Annotated in this window: 13 protein-coding genes and 1 pseudogene; 3 read left to right on the plus strand and 11 right to left on the minus strand. The window is 69.0% G+C overall.

All coding sequences use genetic code 11. The features are described from left to right. From ACVOKU_RS11185 to ACVOKU_RS11205, 5 genes are read right to left on the minus strand one after another with little or no spacing between them, the layout of a single operon-like run. Positions 1-312, minus strand: coding sequence for an STAS domain-containing protein (locus tag ACVOKU_RS11185; RefSeq protein ID WP_053517244.1), 312 nt, complete (start codon positions 310-312; stop codon positions 1-3). Beyond that, positions 302-964, minus strand: a complete 663-nt coding sequence (locus tag ACVOKU_RS11190) for an MlaC/ttg2D family ABC transporter substrate-binding protein (RefSeq protein ID WP_053517245.1) — start codon at positions 962-964, stop codon at positions 302-304. The genes ACVOKU_RS11185 and ACVOKU_RS11190 overlap by 11 nt, the downstream gene beginning before the upstream one ends. Beyond that, positions 961-1,485, minus strand: coding sequence for an outer membrane lipid asymmetry maintenance protein MlaD (mlaD, locus tag ACVOKU_RS11195; protein ID WP_053517247.1), 525 nt, complete (start codon positions 1,483-1,485; stop codon positions 961-963). Before mlaD ends, ACVOKU_RS11190 begins: the two co-directional genes overlap by 4 nt. A gap of 58 nt (positions 1,486-1,543) precedes the next feature. Next, complete coding sequence (locus ACVOKU_RS11200) at positions 1,544-2,293, minus strand: MlaE family lipid ABC transporter permease subunit (RefSeq protein WP_065174057.1); 750 nt, start codon at positions 2,291-2,293, stop codon at positions 1,544-1,546. Then, positions 2,293-3,081: an ABC transporter ATP-binding protein gene (locus ACVOKU_RS11205; protein WP_481559938.1), complete on the minus strand. Its 789-nt coding sequence runs from the start codon at positions 3,079-3,081 to the stop codon at positions 2,293-2,295. Before ACVOKU_RS11205 ends, ACVOKU_RS11200 begins: the two co-directional genes overlap by 1 nt. 190 nt (positions 3,082-3,271) lie before the next feature. Here ACVOKU_RS11205 and recC point away from each other — a divergent pair, with 190 nt between their 5' ends. The 3 genes from recC to recD are packed head-to-tail and all read left to right on the plus strand — an operon-like array spanning position 3,272 to position 12,170. Then, the gene (gene recC, locus ACVOKU_RS11210) at positions 3,272-6,622 is read left to right on the plus strand and encodes an exodeoxyribonuclease V subunit gamma (RefSeq protein ID WP_481559939.1); all 3,351 of its coding nucleotides are present in this window, start codon (positions 3,272-3,274) and stop codon (positions 6,620-6,622) included. An 8-nt stretch (positions 6,623-6,630) separates the two neighbouring features. Next, complete coding sequence (recB, locus tag ACVOKU_RS11215) at positions 6,631-10,293, plus strand: exodeoxyribonuclease V subunit beta (RefSeq protein WP_481559940.1); 3,663 nt, start codon at positions 6,631-6,633, stop codon at positions 10,291-10,293. Beyond that, on the plus strand, positions 10,290-12,170 hold the full coding sequence (gene recD / locus ACVOKU_RS11220; RefSeq protein ID WP_481559941.1) for an exodeoxyribonuclease V subunit alpha: 1,881 nt from the start codon (positions 10,290-10,292) through the stop codon (positions 12,168-12,170). The genes recB and recD overlap by 4 nt, the downstream gene beginning before the upstream one ends. Before the next feature lie 43 nt (positions 12,171-12,213). On the opposite strand, the gene ACVOKU_RS11225 is transcribed toward recD, so the two are convergent. The 6 genes and pseudogenes from ACVOKU_RS11225 to ACVOKU_RS11250 form a co-directional block, all read right to left on the minus strand. Beyond that, entirely contained in the window at positions 12,214-12,612 is a 399-nt protein-coding gene (locus ACVOKU_RS11225; protein ID WP_481559946.1) for a hypothetical protein, read from the minus strand. A gap of 123 nt (positions 12,613-12,735) precedes the next feature. Beyond that, positions 12,736-14,733 (minus strand): annotated as a pseudogene (locus ACVOKU_RS11230) (FUSC family protein); the annotation flags it as partial. Between the two features lie 3 nt (positions 14,734-14,736). Beyond that, a complete protein-coding gene (locus tag ACVOKU_RS11235; RefSeq protein ID WP_481559942.1) occupies positions 14,737-16,188 on the minus strand; it encodes an efflux transporter outer membrane subunit in 1,452 nt (483 codons plus the stop codon). After that, positions 16,185-17,102, minus strand: coding sequence for an efflux RND transporter periplasmic adaptor subunit (locus ACVOKU_RS11240; protein WP_053517256.1), 918 nt, complete (start codon positions 17,100-17,102; stop codon positions 16,185-16,187). The genes ACVOKU_RS11235 and ACVOKU_RS11240 overlap by 4 nt, the downstream gene beginning before the upstream one ends. Next, positions 17,099-17,308 carry a DUF1656 domain-containing protein gene (locus ACVOKU_RS11245; protein WP_053517257.1) on the minus strand — a complete coding sequence of 70 codons (210 nt, stop codon included), beginning with the start codon at positions 17,306-17,308 and terminating at the stop codon, positions 17,099-17,101. The genes ACVOKU_RS11240 and ACVOKU_RS11245 overlap by 4 nt, the downstream gene beginning before the upstream one ends. Before the next feature lie 105 nt (positions 17,309-17,413). Next, a complete protein-coding gene (locus ACVOKU_RS11250) occupies positions 17,414-17,869 on the minus strand; it encodes a MarR family winged helix-turn-helix transcriptional regulator (RefSeq protein ID WP_481559947.1) in 456 nt (151 codons plus the stop codon). Positions 17,870-18,000: the final 131 nt, after the last annotated feature.

The raw sequence follows: 18,000 nt of genomic DNA on the forward strand, positions 1-18,000 counted from the left end.
TCAGCTCGCAGCAGAAGTAGCGTTGAAATCCAGGTCGGGCGACAGCCGGTAGGCTGCGCTCAGTTCGTTGTAGCCGGCGGGCATGCCGGAGATCACCAGGGGGTGGCCGGCCTTGCGCGCGCGCGCGGCCAGTTCGGCCAGCAGGGCCAGGCCGGCGCTGTCCACGCGCTCGACCTCGCCCAGTTCCAGCCGTGCCAGCTGCGCCGGCAACGCCTGCAGCTGCGGCCACAGGGCAATGACAGCGGCACGATCCAGCGCCCCGCGCAGGCGCAGGGTGCCGCCTTCCAGCAGTGCCAGCGCGTTACTTGCCATTGCCGGCCGGTCCGGCCTGGATGCTGCCGCTGTGCAGTTCGTTGGCCACCTGCCGGATGCCCTTCTGGCGCAGGGGACTGTCGAACTGGTTGCGGAAGGTCTGCACGTAGGAGATGCCCTCGATGTTGACGTCGAAGATCTTCCACTGGCCGTTCACGTTGCGCATCCAGTACTCGACGGGCGTCGGCTCGTTGCCCGCACGCACCAGCTCGGTGCTCACCCGCACGCCGCGGTTGCCGGGCAGCGGGCTTTCACCCTTCAGGCGGAAGCTCGGCCTGCCCTGGATGTTCAGCAGGGCCGAACCGTAGCGCTGCATCAGGCTGTCGGCCATCGCATCGGCGAACAGCTTGATGTCCGCATCCGACGCGCCGCGTGCATGCGTGCCCAGCACCAGGCGCGCCGCGTAGTCGCGGTCGAAGGTGCGGTTCAGTTCGCTGTCGATGTAGGAGCGCAGGCTGGACGGATTGCTGCTGAACTCGCTCTTGCGCTGCTGCAGGGTGGACAGGATGCGGCTGCTGGCATCGATGACCACTTTGCCGGCCTGGGCCTGCGGAGCGGCGGCAGCGGGGGCCGCGGCCTGCGCCTGGGCGAGCAACGGGGTCGCCAGCAGCAGCGAGGACGCGAGCAGGGCCGGGATCAGTTTCATCTTCATGGTTGCGGTTCCTTTGCAGGCGCCTGTGCGCCATCGTTGGGCTTCGGGTCTGCGCCGCCGCCGGCGCCGCCACTGAACATGTACTTGCCGACCAGCTGGATCAGGTCCACCGCCGGCTGGGTGAAGACGATCTCCTCACCGGGCTTGAGCACTTCCGGATCACCACCGGGCTGAAGACCGATATAGCTCTCGCCCAGCAAACCACTGGTGAAGATGCCGGCCGAGGTATCCGCCGGCAGGTCCTTGACCTTGCTGTCCATGCGCAGGGTCACGATGGATTCGAACTTGACCGGGTCCAGGTCGATTGCGGCAACCTGGCCGACGGTAACGCCGCCGATCTTGACCGGCGCCTGCTTGCGCAGCTGGCCGACCTGGGAGAAGCGCGCCTTCAGCTCGTAGCCGTCACCGCCCCAGCTCCAGCGCTGGTTGGTGGAAGCCACGGCCAGCACCAGCAGCGACGCCAGGGCCAGCAGCAGGAATGCGCCGACGGAGAATTCGAGTCTGGGACCGCGGATGGCCATGGGGAGTACCTGATCGAGTCGTTGTGGCCGCGCGCACCGCGCACCGCCGATGGAAGGGTTAGGTGAACAGCATTGCCGACAGCACGAAGTTGAACATCAGCACCAGCAGGGAGGCATTGACCACCGCACGGGTGGTGGCCACCGAAGTGCCTTCGATGGTCGGCTCGGCGTGGAAGCCGACATAGGCGGCGACCAGGGCTGCAGTGCCGCCGAAGATCGCCGACTTCAGCATCGCCACGCCGAAATCGTCCCAGAAGTCGACACTGTTGCGCAGCGCCGACCAGAACACGCCATTGTCCAGCCCGAGCACGTGCACCGCTTCGAAGTAGCTGGCGCTGATCGCCAGCGAACAGAAGATGCCGGTCAGCAGCGGCACGGTCAGCACGGCTGCCCAGAAGCGCGGCGCCACGGCCTTGGCCACCGGGTCGATCGCCATCAGCTCCAGTGCCTTGATCTGGTCGGTGGCGCGCATCAGGCCCAGTTCGGCGGCGATCGAGCTGCCGGCACGGCCGATGAACAGCAGCGCGGTCAGCACCGGGGCCAGTTCACGGTAGAGCGACAAGCCGAGCAGGGTCGACAGGGCATCGGCCGCGCCGAAGGTGGTCAGCGTGCGGTAGCCCTGCAGGGTCAACACCAGACCGACGAAGGCGCCGCCGACAGCGATGATCGGCAGCGAGCGCGCGCCGATCTTGTAGATCTCGCGGGTCAGTTCGGCCAGGAAATCACGGGTCGGCAGCGAACCGCGCAGCACGGTCAGCGAGAACAGGCCGGCGCGGCCAAGCGAGCGGGTGGCTTGGATGAAGGGCATCAGGCGACCCTCGCGCGCGGCTCGGCGTCGAACGGGATGGGGCCATCGGGCTGGCCGTGCAGGAACTGACGCAGCAATGGGTCCTGGCTGGACTGCAGCGCGTCGGGCGTGCCCTGGAAGACGATGCCGCCGTTGGCGATGGCGATCACCTGGTCGCAGATCGGCAGCGTCTCGTGCACGTGGTGGCTGACGATGATGCTGGTCAGTCCCAGGCTGTGGTTGAGACGCTGGATCAGGCTCATGATCACCCCGGACGCGATCGGGTCCAGCCCGGTCAGCGGCTCGTCATAGATCATCAGCGGCGGATCCAGCGCCAGCGCACGGGCCAGCGCCACGCGGCGCGCCATGCCGCCGGACAGCTCGCGCGGCCAGGCGTCGGCCGCGGCCAGCAATCCCACCGCATGCAGCTTCATCTGCACCAGCCGGCGCAGCACCGCCGCCGGCAGGCGGGTGTGGGTGCGCAGCGGCAGGGCGACGTTCTCGGCCACGGTGAGGTCGGTCAGCAGGCCATTGCCCTGCAGCAGGACGCCGACGCTCTTGCGCATCTCCAGCAGCTCGGCGCTGCGGTGCGGGATCGGCTTGCCGAACAGGGTGATATCGCCGGTCGCCGGGCGCAGTTCGCCGGTCAGCGCGGCCAGCAGGGTCGACTTGCCGCTGCCGGAGGGACCGAGCACGGCGGTGATGCTGCCCTTCGGCACCTGCAGGGAAACGTCGCGCAGGATCGTGCGTCCGCTCCGGTCGATGCGGACGTTGGACAACTGCACCAGACTGGAGGTGGAAGCCGACATGGGCACCATTAACATTTTTTCGACATCGAAGGATCGGGTCAGCCGGCTGAACATAAGCAGACTGGACGGTGCAGTATTGTGGCACGGCAGGGCCCCGGGCAGGTCGGGACAATCGCCGGGCGGCCCGGAACAATCCGTGCCGGTGACAGGTTTGACCATTGAATACTGCCAGCCGTGCTGCACACTGTGCATGATGAGTGACCCGGGCAGCGACTTCCGCCTCTACCATTCCAACTCGCTGGATGTGCTGGCCGCGCTGCTGGCACGCAACGTCCGTGCGCCGATGCCAGGGCAGCCGCTGCTCGCACCGGACGTGGTGCTGATCCCACAGGTGGCGATGCGGCGTTGGCTGCAAGCGACATTGGCCGCCGAATACGGTGTCGCCGCCAACCTCCAATTCCTCACCCCGGGTGAGTTCGTCGCCCGTGCGCTCAACGCCAACGTCGAGGGCGAAGCCGACGATCTCGATGCTGCCGGCCTGCACTGGCGGCTGTACCGGGCGCTGCGCGATCCGGCGCTGCTCGGGCAACCACCGATGCGCGCGCTGCAGTCCTATCTGGCCGGCAGTGATGGGCTGAAACCCTGGGCCCTGGCCGGCGAGCTGGCGTCGGTGTTCGAGAAATACCAGGCCTGGCGGCGCGACTGGCTGCTGCGCTGGGAGGCCGGGGCCGACCCGGCCGATCCCCAGGCGATCCTGTGGCGCGCCGTTGCCGGTGGGCATGGCTACCGCGCGCGTCGCATCCAGACCTACCTGGACCGCTTCGAGGGCGCCGGCCAGCCATTGCCGCAGGGATTGCCGCCGCGCCTGTCCGCATTCGCGACGCTCAACATCTCCCCGGACGTGCTGCGGGTGATGGCAACCCAGGCACGGGTGGGCGAGCTGCACTTCTACCTGCCCACCCCGGTGCAGTCGTACTGGGGCGACCTGCAGACCCTGGCCGAGCGGCTGCGCAGCGGCGCTCCCGATCCGTTCGGCGAAGCGGCGGGAGAGAACCGCCTGCTGGAAGCCTGGGGCGCAGCCGGCCGCGACTTCATGGCGGTGCTGGGCAGCTATGAAGTGGTACACCCGGCCGGTGAGATCGCCGCCTACACCGACCCGGAAGACGACGCGCGGCCGACGATGGCCGACGGCGGCCTGTCCGACAGCCTGCTGCACCGCCTGCAGCGCGATCTGTTCCACCGTCGGGCGCTGCCGTCCGGCGAACTGCGTGATGGCCTGGCCGGCGATGATCCCAGCCTGCAGGTGCACGCCTGCCACACCCGCCTGCGCGAGCTGCAGGTCCTGCATGACCAGCTGCGTGGCCTGCTTGAGGATGACCGCTTCGACCCGCCGCTGCAGGCCCGCGAGATCGCCGTGCTGGCGCCGGACATCGATCCCTACGTGCCCTACCTGGAGGCCGTGTTCGGTGGCCGCGGCGGCGAGGACGACCACATTCCCTACGCGTTGGCCGACAGCAGTCCGCTGGCGGGCGAACCGCTGGCCGATGTGTTCGTGCACCTGATTGGCCTGCCGGTCTCGCGGTTCGGCCTGAATGAAATGCTGGATCTGCTGGCCAGCGCGCCCCTGGCCGAGGCGGCCGGACTGGACGCGACCGACTTCGACCGCCTGCATGGCTGGCTGCAGCAGGCGGGCGCACGCTGGGGGCTGGATGCGGACCATCGCGCCCGGCACGGCGCGCCGCCGGATGATGCCTACACCTGGCAGTTCGCGCTGGATCGCCTGCTGCTGGGCCATGCCACCGGCAGCGATGCCGACCTGGCCGGCGTCGCACCGTGGACCGGGCTGGAAGGTGGCGCGCTGGATGCGCTGGACCGCCTGCTGCGCCTGCTGCGGGTACTGGCCGCCTATCAGCGCCGTCTTGGCGAGACGTTGACTCCGGAGCAGTGGCGGCAGCGCCTGCTGTCGCTGCTGGATGCGCTGCTGCCGACCCCGCCCGGCTCACCCAACAGCCAGCGCGCGCTGGAGCGGCTGCGCAAACTGCTCAACCAGTTCGCCGAAGACGCAGACAAGGCCGGCTTCAGCGACGGGGTGCCTCCTGAAGTGATACGTGCGCATTTCGGCTCCGCCCTGGCTGAAGCCGACACGCGTGCACCGCTGCTGACCGGCGGCATCAGCTTCGGCCGCATGGTGCCGATGCGATTGCTGCCGTTCCGGGTGATCTGCGTACTCGGCCTCAATGATGGCGATTTCCCGCGTCGCGATCCGGCGGCCGGCCTGAACCAGCTCACCGCCGAACTGGACACGCCCCGACGCCGCCCGGGCGACCGTTCCACCCGCGAGGACGATCGCTTCCTGTTCCTGCAGCTGTTCGCCGCCGCACAGGACGTGTTCTACCTCAGTTACCTCGGCGCCGATCCACGCGATGGCAGCGTGAGGGAACCGTCGGTGCTGGTCAGCGAGCTGATCGACGCCGCAGCGGCCTACCACCTCGATCCAGCCGCCGCCGCCGCGGGATTCACGGTCCGCCACGCGCTGCAGCCGTTCTCCCCCGCCGCGTTCGGCGATGGCGACCCGCGTCGCTTCAGCTACCGCCGGCAATGGCATCCGGCAGCCGGTCGCCTGGCCGGGCAGCGTGGCGGGCTGTCGCCGTGGTTCGACGCGGCGGCGCTGCCGCCGCCGGTCGAAGCTGCGGTGGAAGAAGAACTGTCTCTGGACAGTCTGCGCCGGTTCCTGTGCGACCCGGCTGGGCAGTTCCTGTCGCAGTCTCTGGGCCTTCGACTGGCCGATGAGGTCGAGGACGTCGTTGATCTGGAGCCGCTGGTGCTGTCCGCGCGAGGGCCGGACACGCGCAGTGTGCAGGCCGCGGTGGTGCGTGCCACCCTCACCGGCGATGACGACCCGCTCTACCCGAGGCTGCGCGCACGTGCGCTGGTGCCGTCCGGTGCGCTGGGCGAGCGGCAGTTCGAGGTGGAACAATCGAAGACCCGTCCCTATGCCGACGCAATGCTGCGCTGGATGCAGGGCGTACAGCCGGAAAGCCGCCGCTATGAGGTCCAGATCGACGGCGTGCGCCTGCACGGCCGGGTTGCCGATCGCCATCCCGGCGGTCTGGTGCGGCTGCGCGCGGGCACGCTCAACGGCAACGCGGTGATCCGCCAGGGGCTGGACTGGCTGCTGGCCAATGCGGCAGGCGACGCGTTGCCGCTGGTCCAGTTCCACGACGGCGGTGACGCCGGTCAGGGTCCGCACGTCCTGCCGGCACTGTCCGTGCCCGCGGCACGCGCCGCCCTGCGCGCGCTGCTGCAGCTGCGCCGGCATGGCCTGCGTGAACCATTGTGGTTCGCTCCCTACACCGGCTGGGTGCTGTACACGACCAGTGGCGAGAAACAGCGCAGCGAGGGCTGGAAGCAGTGGCATGGCAGCGACCGCAGCTGGGGCGAATCCCGCAGTGACGCCTGGCAGTTGCTGATGCGCGGGGCCGATCCCTTCGCAGACGATGCCCGGTATGCCGAGCTGCTGCACAACAGCCAGGTGGTGTTCGGCGCGCTGCGCGAAGGCCGCGTGCCCGGCGCCGGTTCACATACAGAGGTCACCGGATGAACGCTACCGTGGCAGGCAGCCCCATCGAACAGCCCGGTATCGACCCGTATCTCGCACTGCCCCTGGATGGCGTCCGCCTGATCGAAGCCAGTGCCGGCACCGGCAAGACCTTCACCCTGGCCACGCTGTTCACCCGGCTCGTGGTCGAGCAGGGCCTGCGTATCGGCCAGATCCTGGCGGTGACCTTCACCGATGCCGCGACCCAGGAACTGCGCAAGCGCATCCGTGAGCGATTGGCGCTGGCCGCGCGGATGGTCGACCTGCCTCCGGGCGACGGCGAGGCACCCGACATGCGGCTGACCCGGCAGATCCTGTGGCGCCATCTCGATGCCGGCAATGAGAGCGCGGTGGCCCTGAAGCGCCGCCTGCAGGTCGCTGCCGACGAAATCGATCTGGCCGCGATCTTCACCATCCACGGCTTCTGCACCCGCGTGCTGCGCGAGCACGCACTGGAGAGCGGCCACACCTTCGATCCTCCGGAGCTGCTGACCAGCGACCGCGAGCTGATGGAGGAACTGGCGGCTGACCTGTGGCGCGTGCACGCCAACGATCCGGCCACACTGGAGCCGCTGACCTTGTTGTGGTCGAGCCCGGACGCACTGGCAGGCGACCTGCGCGCGCTGCTGGCCGCACCGCCGCTGCATCCATTGCCATTGCCGACGCTGCCGGACGATCCGCGGCCGCGGATGCTGCAGGCCGCGCAGGTCCTTGCGGCCGCCATCGACTCCGGTCTTGACGCGGCCCGTGGGCAGATCGCCACGGCGTTCGAGAAGAAGGTCTTCGATGGACGTCGTGCCAAGCGGCCGAGCTTCGACAAGGCATTCTCCACCCTGGTCGCCGGGCAGGCGGTCGCGGACTGGTCACGCGATGGAAAACTCCATCTGGAGAAGCTGCTGCCCACCTCGATGCAGGCCCTATGCCGGGACGATCAGCAGGGCGCATGCCCGGATGCACCGCTCTTCGACGCATTGCAGGCCTGGTGGGATGCCGCCGACGTGGTCATGTCGTGGCTTCGCCAGCGCGCGATCCGCTTCCTGCACGCCCTGCGCGCCGAAGCCGCGCAGCGACTGGCCCTGCTGAAACAGACGCGACGGGTGCAGACCTACGATGACCTGATCGACGGCGTGGCGCTTGCCCTGCAGGGGCCGCAACGGCTGACGCTGGTGCAACGGCTGCGCGCGCAGTACCGCATTGCCCTGGTCGATGAATTCCAGGATACCGATGACCGCCAATGGGGCATCTTCCACACCCTGTTCGGCGATTCGCCGGAGGTGCGCGAACTGGGACTGGCGCCAGCGCTGTTCCTGATCGGCGATCCGAAGCAGGCGATCTATGGCTTCCGCGGCGGCGACATCCATACCTACCTCAAGGCCAGGCAGGTCGCTCAGCCCGCGCCGGCACTGGACCAGAATTTCCGCTCGCGGCCTGCGCTGCTGCGCGTACTGCAGGTGCTGTACGACAACGGCGGTGAGGACGCCTTCCTGGAGCGTGACATCCGCTTCGAGCCGGTGCGACCGGGTGGCGTGCGCGTCGATGCGGATTACCAGCGTGATGGCCATGCCGCCGCAGCTCTGACTCTGCGCGTGCTGCGCAGCGGCGGTGACAGGCCGCTGGCTGCCGATGCCTCCCGCGAGGCGGCGACGCGGGCCTGTGTGGCCGCCATTCACCAGGTGCTGGTGGACGCGCGCGCCGGCAGGGCCCTGCTGCGTGGTCGCCCGGTGCAGCCGGGTGACATCGCCGTGCTGGTGCGTTCGCATCGCGAGGCCACGCTTGTGCAGCGTGCACTGGCGGCTGTTGGAATTCCCGCGGTGGCTGCCGGCAGACAGAGCCTGTTCGCCACCAGCGAAGCCCGCGACCTGCGCGCGCTGCTGCTGGCCCTGCTGCAACCGGCCGACGAAGGCCGCCTGCGCACCGCGCTGGCCACGGTGCTGCTCGGCCAGCCTGCCAGTGCGATCGCAGCGATGGAACGCGAAGGCGACCTGCAGCGGGGATTCCAGACCCAGCTGCTGCACTGGCGCGAGCGATGGCAGCGCGGCGGACCGTTCGCGGTGATCGCCGACGTATGCGCCGCACAGGGCGAACGTCTGCTGGCGCTGGTCGACGGCGAGCGCCGGCTGACCAATTACCTCCAGCTCGGCGAGCTGCTGCAGGAGGCGTCGGCACAGGCACTGGGCATGCATGGCCTGCTGGACTGGCTGCAGGGCCGGATGGCCAGCGCCGACCAGGACGATGAGCAGCAGCTGCTGCGCCTGGAATCGGACGCGCGCCGTGTGCAGATCATCACCCTGCACAAGAGCAAGGGCCTGGAGTACCCCCTGGTGTTCCTGCCGTTCGTGGGCATCGAGCGCGGCGCGAACAGCAGCGCTGCACACTGCACCGTGCATCTGGACGGCGAGCGCCAGCTGCACTGGAAGCTGGACAGGGACGAGGTGTGGGAGGCCGTCAGCCGCCAGGCGCGGCACGAGCAGCAGGCAGAGGACGCGCGCCTGCTGTACGTCGGCATGACCCGTGCCGAGCACGCGCTGTGGATCGCCATCGGTGACCTCGCCGGTCTTGCCAGGACCCCGCTGGCCCCGTTGCTGGGCGACCTGCAGGCCCTGCGTGGGTGTGCCGACGTGCAGGTCGACGACAGCGAGCCGGTGGCGCAGCTGCCGCAGCTGGCGGTGGAAATGGACGGCGAACTTCCGGCAGTGCGCACGCAGGCGCGTCGCGTGCCCCACGACTGGTGGGTATACAGCTTCACCCAGCTGGCGCATGCCGATGCCGGCAGTGGCAGTGACATCGAGGCGGCCGCCACCGAACTGCCGGCGCCGGCGGCCGACGAACCGGTCGGCGCGGAGCTGCCTTTGGAGCCCGCGCTGCCGGATCCTGCCGCGACCGAAGAGGCCGCGCCGGTCGACCCGCGCTTCATGGGCAGCCGCTTCGGCAACGTGCTGCACGAAGCGATGGAGAACGTCGACTTCACCGCATGGGGCGCCTGGCAGCCCGGCCAGGAAGCGCCGGAAGGCCAGGCCGCCGTGCTGCGCAAGGCATTGCGCGACGAGGGCTATGCAGATGCAGACCTGGATGACGGCATCGCGGTGCTGGTGCCACTGGTCGGACAGACCCTCATCGCGGAGCTGCCGGAGGGGGGCGCGCTGTACAGCGTGCCCGCGCAGGATCGCCGTGCCGAGATCGACTTCCACTTCGCCATCGAGCCGACCGCTGTGCCGGCACTGCTGGATGTACTGCATGCCCACGGCATCGCCAGCGCGCGCCGGGGCTTCGGCCAGCGCCGCCGGCTGGAAGGGCTGATGACCGGCATGATCGACCTCACCTACGTGCGCGATGGCCGCTGGTACGTGCTCGACTACAAATCCAACCGGCTGCCGGGCTACACCCCCGACCTGCTGGCCATCGCCATGCGCCACAGCGAGTACGACCTGCAGGCCCTGATCTATACCGTCGCGCTGCATCGCTGGCTGCGCTTCCGGCTGGGGGCGGCCTACCGCTACGAACGCGACATGGGCGGCATCCGCTATCTGTTCTGCCGCGGCCTGGATGGCACTGGCAATGGTGTCTACACCGATCGTTTCCCGCTCGAACTGGTGGACGCGCTCGATGCGTTGTTCGCCGGAGGCAGGCAGGCCCAGGCTGAGCTGGCGGCACGCGCGCTTGGAGCCAGCGCATGAGCCTGCTCAGGGACCTGTACCGCAACGGCCAGCTGCGGACGATCGACCATGCCTTGGCGACCGGCCTGCAGCGGCTGCGCACCGACACCCCGGAGGACGTGGCGCTGGCGGCGGCGCTGGCCTCGCTGGCGGTATCGCTGGGGCATGCCGGTTTCGATCCGGCGCAGCCGCACCGGCTGCTGGAAGGCGTATCCGCCTGGCCGGCGCCGGAATCCTGGATCGAGCAGCTGCGCGCCTCGCCCTGGGTCGCGACCCCCGGGCGCGCCGATGCTGTCGCAGATGACGCCCCGCTGGTGATGGAGAACGGCCTGCTGTACCTGCGCCGCTATCGCGAGTACGAGCGGCAGCTGGCGGCGGGCCTGCAGCGCATCGGCGGCCATCCGCTGCCGGCGCCGGATCTGCCCGCGTTGGCGCCCCTGTTCGCACGGTTGTTCCCGCAGGCCCGGGATGTCGAGGATCATCAGGCGCGCGCGGCAGGCGTGACCCTGCGTCATCCCTTGGCGCTGGTGACCGGTGGACCCGGCACCGGCAAGACCACCACCATCGCGCGCCTGCTGCTGTTGCTGGCTGCGCAGGCAGCGCATGCCGGCCAGCCACCGCCGAAGGTGGCCTTGGCCGCACCGACCGGCCGCGCCGCCGAGCGGATGGCCGAAAGCCTGCGTCTGGCCGTGCAGCGGTTGCAGGAGGAGGGCCTGGACCCGGCGCTGTGCGCCGCATTGCCTACCACCGGCACAACGCTGCATCGCCTGCTGGGCGTCATTCCCGACTCGCCCCGTTTCCGCCACCACGCCGATAATCCGCTGCCGCTGGATGTGGTGGTGATCGACGAAGCGTCGATGATCGATCTGCCGATGATGGCCAAGCTGGTCGATGCCATCGCCAGCGGCACCCGCCTGATCCTGCTCGGCGATCCTGACCAGCTGCCCTCGGTCGAAGCCGGCGACGTGCTGGGCGCGATCCTGCGAGCCAGCGGTGATGGCATGGGCACGCGCGTCGATGATGCACTGGCGTTGCAGGGGATGTTGGCGGCACCGGCATTGCAGCCGCCGGCGCCGGGCCATGCATTCACCGGTCGGCGGGTACAGCTGCAGCGCGGTTACCGGCAGAGCGACGCATTGGATCTGGCACCGTTGGCGCGTGCCGTCCGCGATGGTGACAGCGTCACCACGCTGCGACTGCTGCGCAGTGGCGAACTGTCGGGAGTCCGCTTCCACGAAGGGGAGCCGGATCCGCTGCGTGACCAGCGTGAGCATCTGCTGGGCCGCTGGCGTGCATTGGCCGATATCCGGGACCCGGTCCTGGCACTGCAGCAGGCCGGCCGCCTGCGCGTGCTGACCGCGCTGCGTGAAGGGCCGCAGGGAGCCCGTGGCCTCAACGAGCGGATCGAACAGCTGCTGGCCGGCACCACCCCGGGCTACTTCCAGGGGCGCCTGCTGCTGGTAACCGAGAACAGCTATCGGCATCGCTTGTTCAACGGCGATGTCGGCATCTGCCTGCGCGACAGCACGGGCGCGATGGTGGCGTGGTTCCCCGGCGACACCGCCGATCAGCCGCGCGCCTTCCATCCGGCCGCATTGCCGGCGCACGAGAGCGCGTTCGCAATGACCGTGCACAAGGCACAGGGCTCGGAGTTTGATGAGGTCTGGTTGCAACTGCCACGGCAGGACAGTCGCGTGCTGTCGCGCGAGCTGATCTACACCGGGCTGACCCGTGCCCGCCAGGTCCTGCATGTGGCGGCCAGTGCCGACGTGCTGCAGGCCGCGCTCAAGCGCCATGCCAGTCGAATCGGCGGCCTGGCCTGGCGGCTGGGTGCGGACCAGGCGGCTGAAGAACCGGCGCGCATCGAACAGCCCACGGTGCAGGGCCAGCTGTTCTGAACCGGGGTCGGATCCCTCCCTTCGTGAGGGCTCCGACCCGGCGTCATTCCGCGATCAGCACCAGGCCATCGGGGAACACGATGGCTGCTTCATCGGCACTGACATCGAAGAAGCCCACCCCGTGCTCCTCCGCAAGGTCCTGTACCCGGCCATGCGCACGCTCGGCCACGGAGTAGGCAAACGCACCGTAGATGACGTGGCGGCCGATGCTGTAGTCGGTGACCTCGGCGCGATCGTCCTCATCGTTGCTCAGCGGACCATTCAAGGGCGGGAACTCCCGCGCCATCGCGGCGAACCAGGCCTGCAGTGCCGGACTGCTGACCACCGGATCGTCGTACTCGTGGTTCTCGCCCCAGGCGGTCTGCTTCTCGAACCAGGCGATGAACGCTGCCGCCTCACGCGGGGCGGCGCTGGCCTCGAACACCATCATGTCGTAACTCATTGAACCGTCCTGTTGTCGGGGCGAAAGGCCGCCGGGCATGGCCCCGCCCGAACGGTATCCCTGGTATCGCCCGGCCAAGCAACGCCGAACGCCATAAAACGACGGAACCGCGGGGTCCCCCCACGCCATCACCTCCGGGAACAGGGCGAAGCGCAGGCCCACCAGGCCCATCAACGCCTCGTCGCGTGCCTTGCAGGCCGCCACGCTGCCGACCCGCCCCAGCGAGGCATCCAGGCGCTCGCGCAGCGCGTCGGCTGCCGCCATCGGTTTGCGCGCGGCAATCTGGCGGCGGTAATGCATAGCGACCTCTTCAAGGATGTGTTCGACCGCCTCGCGGCTGCGCTCGGGCAGTTCCAACCGGGCACGCCGCAGCTGCAGGATGTTCAGGCCGATGCGGGCCTCGTTGAGCATGTCCACCGAGGCGATGTCGCTGCCCTCCGGCGTCGCCGCCAGGCGCGGCGCGAGCAGGCCCAACAGGTCAAGCATGCGCGCGGCGAAGCGCTGCCGATCCTGCTGGCCACGTCCTTCGGCGGCTTCGGCCAGCGTGGCCCAGCCTTGCCGCACCAGCCGCCGAGCGGTCCATTCGGCGCCTACCGATCGGAACAGGCGGGTCATCACCACCGCGAAGCCGATGCCGATGAACATCGCCACCGACGAGTTCACGAACGTCTGGATGTTGGCGCTGTAAGTGTTCTGCAGGCTGAGCAGTGCGGCCAGGTTGACCGTCAGCGGCAGCGCGAACAGCGCACTTTTGGGGTGATGCAACAGCAGCCCCAACGGCAGGAACGCGACCGCCAGCACCAGCGCCAGCAGGCCGAAGTCGTGCACGGCCGGGAACACGCCGAACAGATACAGGCCCGCCACTACAGAGGCGACCATCGCCCACACCAGGAACTGCACCATGCTGGGTGCGGGATCGTCCTGCGCGGCGAAGAATGCAGCGGTCACCGCGGCCATCATCGCGCCGTTGCCGCCACCTTCCCAACCCAGTGCGATCCACAGCACGCAGTAGCTCATCAGCGCCACGCCGGCACTGAGCGCAGAGAACAGCGCCATGCCGTAGTCGACGTGCCTGTCGGCGGCCACCCGTTCGGTGCGGATGCGGTAATGCGCGCGATCCAACGGCGCGGTGCCCTGGTCGATCGCGTGTTGCAGGGTGCGGCAGTCCTGCCACAGGTCCACCAGTTCCTCCAGGCGCAGCAGCAGGCTGGCCAGCTGCAGGTGCTGCAGGTTGCGGTCCACCTGCGGCTTCAGCGCGCTGATGCGTGCACGCAGGCGGGCGTACTCGCTGGCGTTGGTGGGCCCGTCCAGCCAATCGCGGAGGTCGTCGACCAGCGCTGGCAGCCCGTCTGGCAGCGACTGGCCATCGCTGCGCAGCGCACTCAGGCGATCGGCGATCGAAGACAGCACCGGCAACAGCAACAGCATGCGCTCGCGCAGCCGTTCCATGGAGACCGCCGCGCCGGTGTGGCGCGGATCATCGCGGCGCAGGAACTCGATCAATGCCTCGAACTGCACCAGATCGGCGGCCAGGCGGTTGCGCGGTGCATGCGCGCGGCCTCGCTCCAGGATCTGCCGGCACCACTGCGCCGCATCCTCCATCCAGGTGCCGATGCGTGCGCGCAGCATCGGCCGCACCGAAGCCGGGAACAGCAGCGAGGCGAACAGCACCGCCACCACCGTGCCGAGGATGATCTCCACGCTGCGTGCCACGACCGTGTCGAAGATCGTCTCCGGCGAGGTCACGGCGGGAAAGCCGATGAAGGCGGTCGTATAGCCTGCGAGCAGGAAGGCATAGCCGCGCGGGCCGCGGTTGAGCAGGGCCAGGAACAGGCAGCCGGCCAGCCAGAGCGACATCGCCGCGCTCAGCAGCAGTGGGGTCTCCACCAGCGCGGGCAGCACGAGCAGTGTGGCCAGGCCGGCCACCAGGGTGCCGACGATGCGGTATACGCCCTTGGCGCGGGTGGGGCCCAGCAGCGGCTGGCTGACGATGTAGACCGTACCCATCGCCCAGTACGGGCGCGACAGGTTGCCGGCCATGGCGATGTACAGGGCGGCGATCGCGGCCAGGTAGGTCTTGATCGAGAACAGCCACGCCTGGCGATCGGTCACGGCGTTCATCACTTAGTTCGCCGTGGCCCGTGGGGCGGCCGTCGCCTGCCAGCCACCGCCGAGCACCAGGAACAGGTGGATCTGGTCGCGCGAGACCTGTGCTTCGGCTGCGGCCAGCGTGGCATCGCTGGTGGCCAGGCTGCGGTCGGCGTCCAGGCTGGCCAGATACGGTGTCCGCCCACCCTGGTACAGCCGGCGGTTCTGCTCGGCTGCCAGCGCGGCCTGTTCCTGGGCGATGCGCAGCGACTGCAGGCGGCGCAGGTCCTGTGCGTAGCGGTCCAGAGCGGTCTGCGTCTCACGCAGTGCCTGCAGCACGGTGTGGTCGAACTCGGCCAGCGCCGCATCGGCGCCCGCTTCGGCCGCGTGGATGCGTGCATGGCTGCCCGATGACGGCAGCGTCCACGAGATCAGCGGCCCGATCGACCACTGCTGGGTCATGGGCTGGCCGAAATCTTCCAGCGGGCCGGCGGCGCCGATCGAAGCCCCCAGACGGATGTCCGGATAGAGTTCGGCGGTAGCCACGCCAATGCGCGCGGTGGCCGCGGCCAGCCTGCGTTCGGCCTGGCGCACATCCGGACGACGCTGCAGCAGCGCACGGCCATCTCCGACCGGCAGCGGCTGCGTCAGCGACGGTGCCTGTGCGCAGTCGATCACCCCGGTCGGCAACTGGCCGGGGGTCTGGCCGAGCAGGGCGGCCAGGGAGTACGCCGCCGCCGAGCGCTGCGCGCGCAACGGCGGCAACGCGGCTTCCAGCAGGGCGACCTGGGCATTGGCACGGGCCAGTTCCGGCGGCGTGCCGCGGCCGGCCGCGATCAACCGCGCGGTCACCGAGCGGCCGCGCTGCTGCAGCTGCAGCGAATGCTCGGCCACATGCAGTTCGTGGTTGGCGTGGCAGATCTCCAGATAGCTGTCGGCCACCTGTGCGACCACGCTGACCTGGGCCAGGTCGCGCGCCGCAGCGACTGCCTGCTCGTCGGCCCGCGCCGCTTCCGCACCGCGCTTGAGCTTGCCGAACAGATCGAACTGATAGCTGACCGCGAACTTGCCATCGGCCAGGTTGATCACCGGCAGTTCGTGTTCCTGCAGGAACGATTCGGCCGACAACTGCGCGCGGCTGACGCCGGCCTCGGCCTCGTACTCGAAGCCACCGGCGTCCAGTGCCTGTTCGTACACGGCCGCCGCGCGGCGCAGGTGGGCATCAGCGGCTTTCAACTCAACGTTGTCGCGCAGCGCCTGGCTGATCAGGCCGTCCAGCACCGGATCGTCGTACAGCGACCACCAGCGCGCCGGCAGCGGCTGGTTGGCGGCGATCTGCGGGTTCTGCGTATCGATGAACGCCGCATTCGCCTCCGGGCGCTTGAATGCCGAGCCTTCCGGTAGTGCATAGTCGGGACCAACGGTCCTGCACGCGGCCAGGCTGGCCAGTGCGACGATCAGGCCGAGGCGGGACAGTGCGGTATTCACAGGCGGCCCCGCGTCGGCGTGGGGCCGGCCTTGCTGTCATCCGCGCGGCGGCCGGTATCCACCGTCACGGTGGCAGTGCGGCCGGCGATCAACTCAACACCCGCGGGAAGATCATCGATGGCAATCCGCACGGGAATGCGCTGCGCCAGCCGCACCCAGTCGAATGCGGGTGTGACGTTCGGCAACAGGCTGCTGCCGTTGCTGCGGTAGCGGTCCTCGATGCCGGCGGCGATGCTCTCCACATGTCCCTGCAATGGCCTGGATTCACCCATCAGGCGGATGTCCACGCGCTGCCCGGGCACCACACCCTGCAGGCGGGTCTCCTCGAAATAGCCATCGATGCGGAATGAGCCGGTATCCAGCAACGCCAGTACCGGTTTGCCGGCCACCACGTAGTCTCCGACGCGCAGCGTACGGTCGTTGACCCGGCCGTCTGCCGGTGCGCGCACTTCGGTGCGGCCCAGATTGAGCTCGGCCAGATCGACTGCGGCCTGTGCCGTGGCCAGCGCGGCCTGTGCGGCCTGCAGCTTGGCCCGGCGCACTTCGGCGTCCTCGGCAGCGACGAGGTCCTGCAGGCTGCGATCACGACCGATCTCGCGCTTCAGCTGGGCCACCGACGCCTGGCGCTCGGCCAGGCTGGCCTGTGCCTGCTCCAGTGCGATGCGGTAGCGCGCACGGTCGACCACGAACAGCAGGTCGCCCTTCTTCACCGCCTGGTTGTCGGCGACGTTCACCGTCTCCACCAGGCCGGACACATCCGGCGCCATCTGCACCACGTCCGCGCCGACATGGGCGTCACGGGTCCAGGGTTCGTCCATGTAATAGACCCACAGCTGGCGCAGCACCAGCAGCGCGACGATCACGGCGGCACCGGTGAGCAGCACCGGCAGGGACTTCTTCACGATCTTGTTCACGATTGCATCCAGCGCAGAAGGTGGAACAGCAGGCCCAGCACGATCCCGTACAGGGCCAGGTTGAACAGCGCCGGGTGCCAGACATGGCGGTAGGCACCAGCGCGTTGCAGCAGCGCGTGCAGACCGCTGTTGAGCAGATAGGCCAGCAGCATCAACCCGAGCAGGGTCGGGACGAACACTCCGTGGAGACTGAATTCACCAGGCATCGGTAGGGCAGGGCAGATGGGGGAGGGGAGGAACAACGGCACAACAACAACGGGTGACAGCCGCTGGCGTGGCAACGGCAGCGGCGGCATCCGGGGACATCGGTCTCACGTGATGCGGTCGGCGGCCTCGGCCAGCAGGCGCCATGCCTTCAGCACGGCGTGCAGTTCATCCATGGAAAGCGCGCCGAACACGTCCTGACGCAGGTCGATCAACTGATCTTCAAGTTCCTGCACCAGCGCCTGGCCGGCCTCGGTCAGCCACAGCAGGTTGGCGCGACGGTCGCTTGCATCACTTTCACGGCGGACCAGGTCGCTGGCACAGAGCTTGTCCAGCAGGCGTACCAGCGAAGGCCCCTCCATGCCCAGCTGCTGGGCCAGGGCGACCTGGCGGATGCCGCCGCCGGAGCGGCCGATCATCAGCAGGGGCATGGTGCAGGCGGTGGAGATCCCGTAGCTGCCCAGCCGGCTGTCGGCCAAGCGCTGCCACTGCCGCCCTGCATACAGCAGGCCGGAGCTGAGCTGCATCTGCAGCACGGTGCGCTCGTCGAGGGGGCGGTACATAGATAGATAGGATACTACTAATTTCATTCCTATCAATATGTTTTTCTGAATGGGCGCCCCATTGCGGTAGCGGCGGGGCCCGCGCGGCCCGCCGGCCGGGGGCCCCCCAAAAGGGCCCCCCCGGCGAGGCC

Source organism: Stenotrophomonas sp. STEN147 (genome assembly GCF_056757995.1).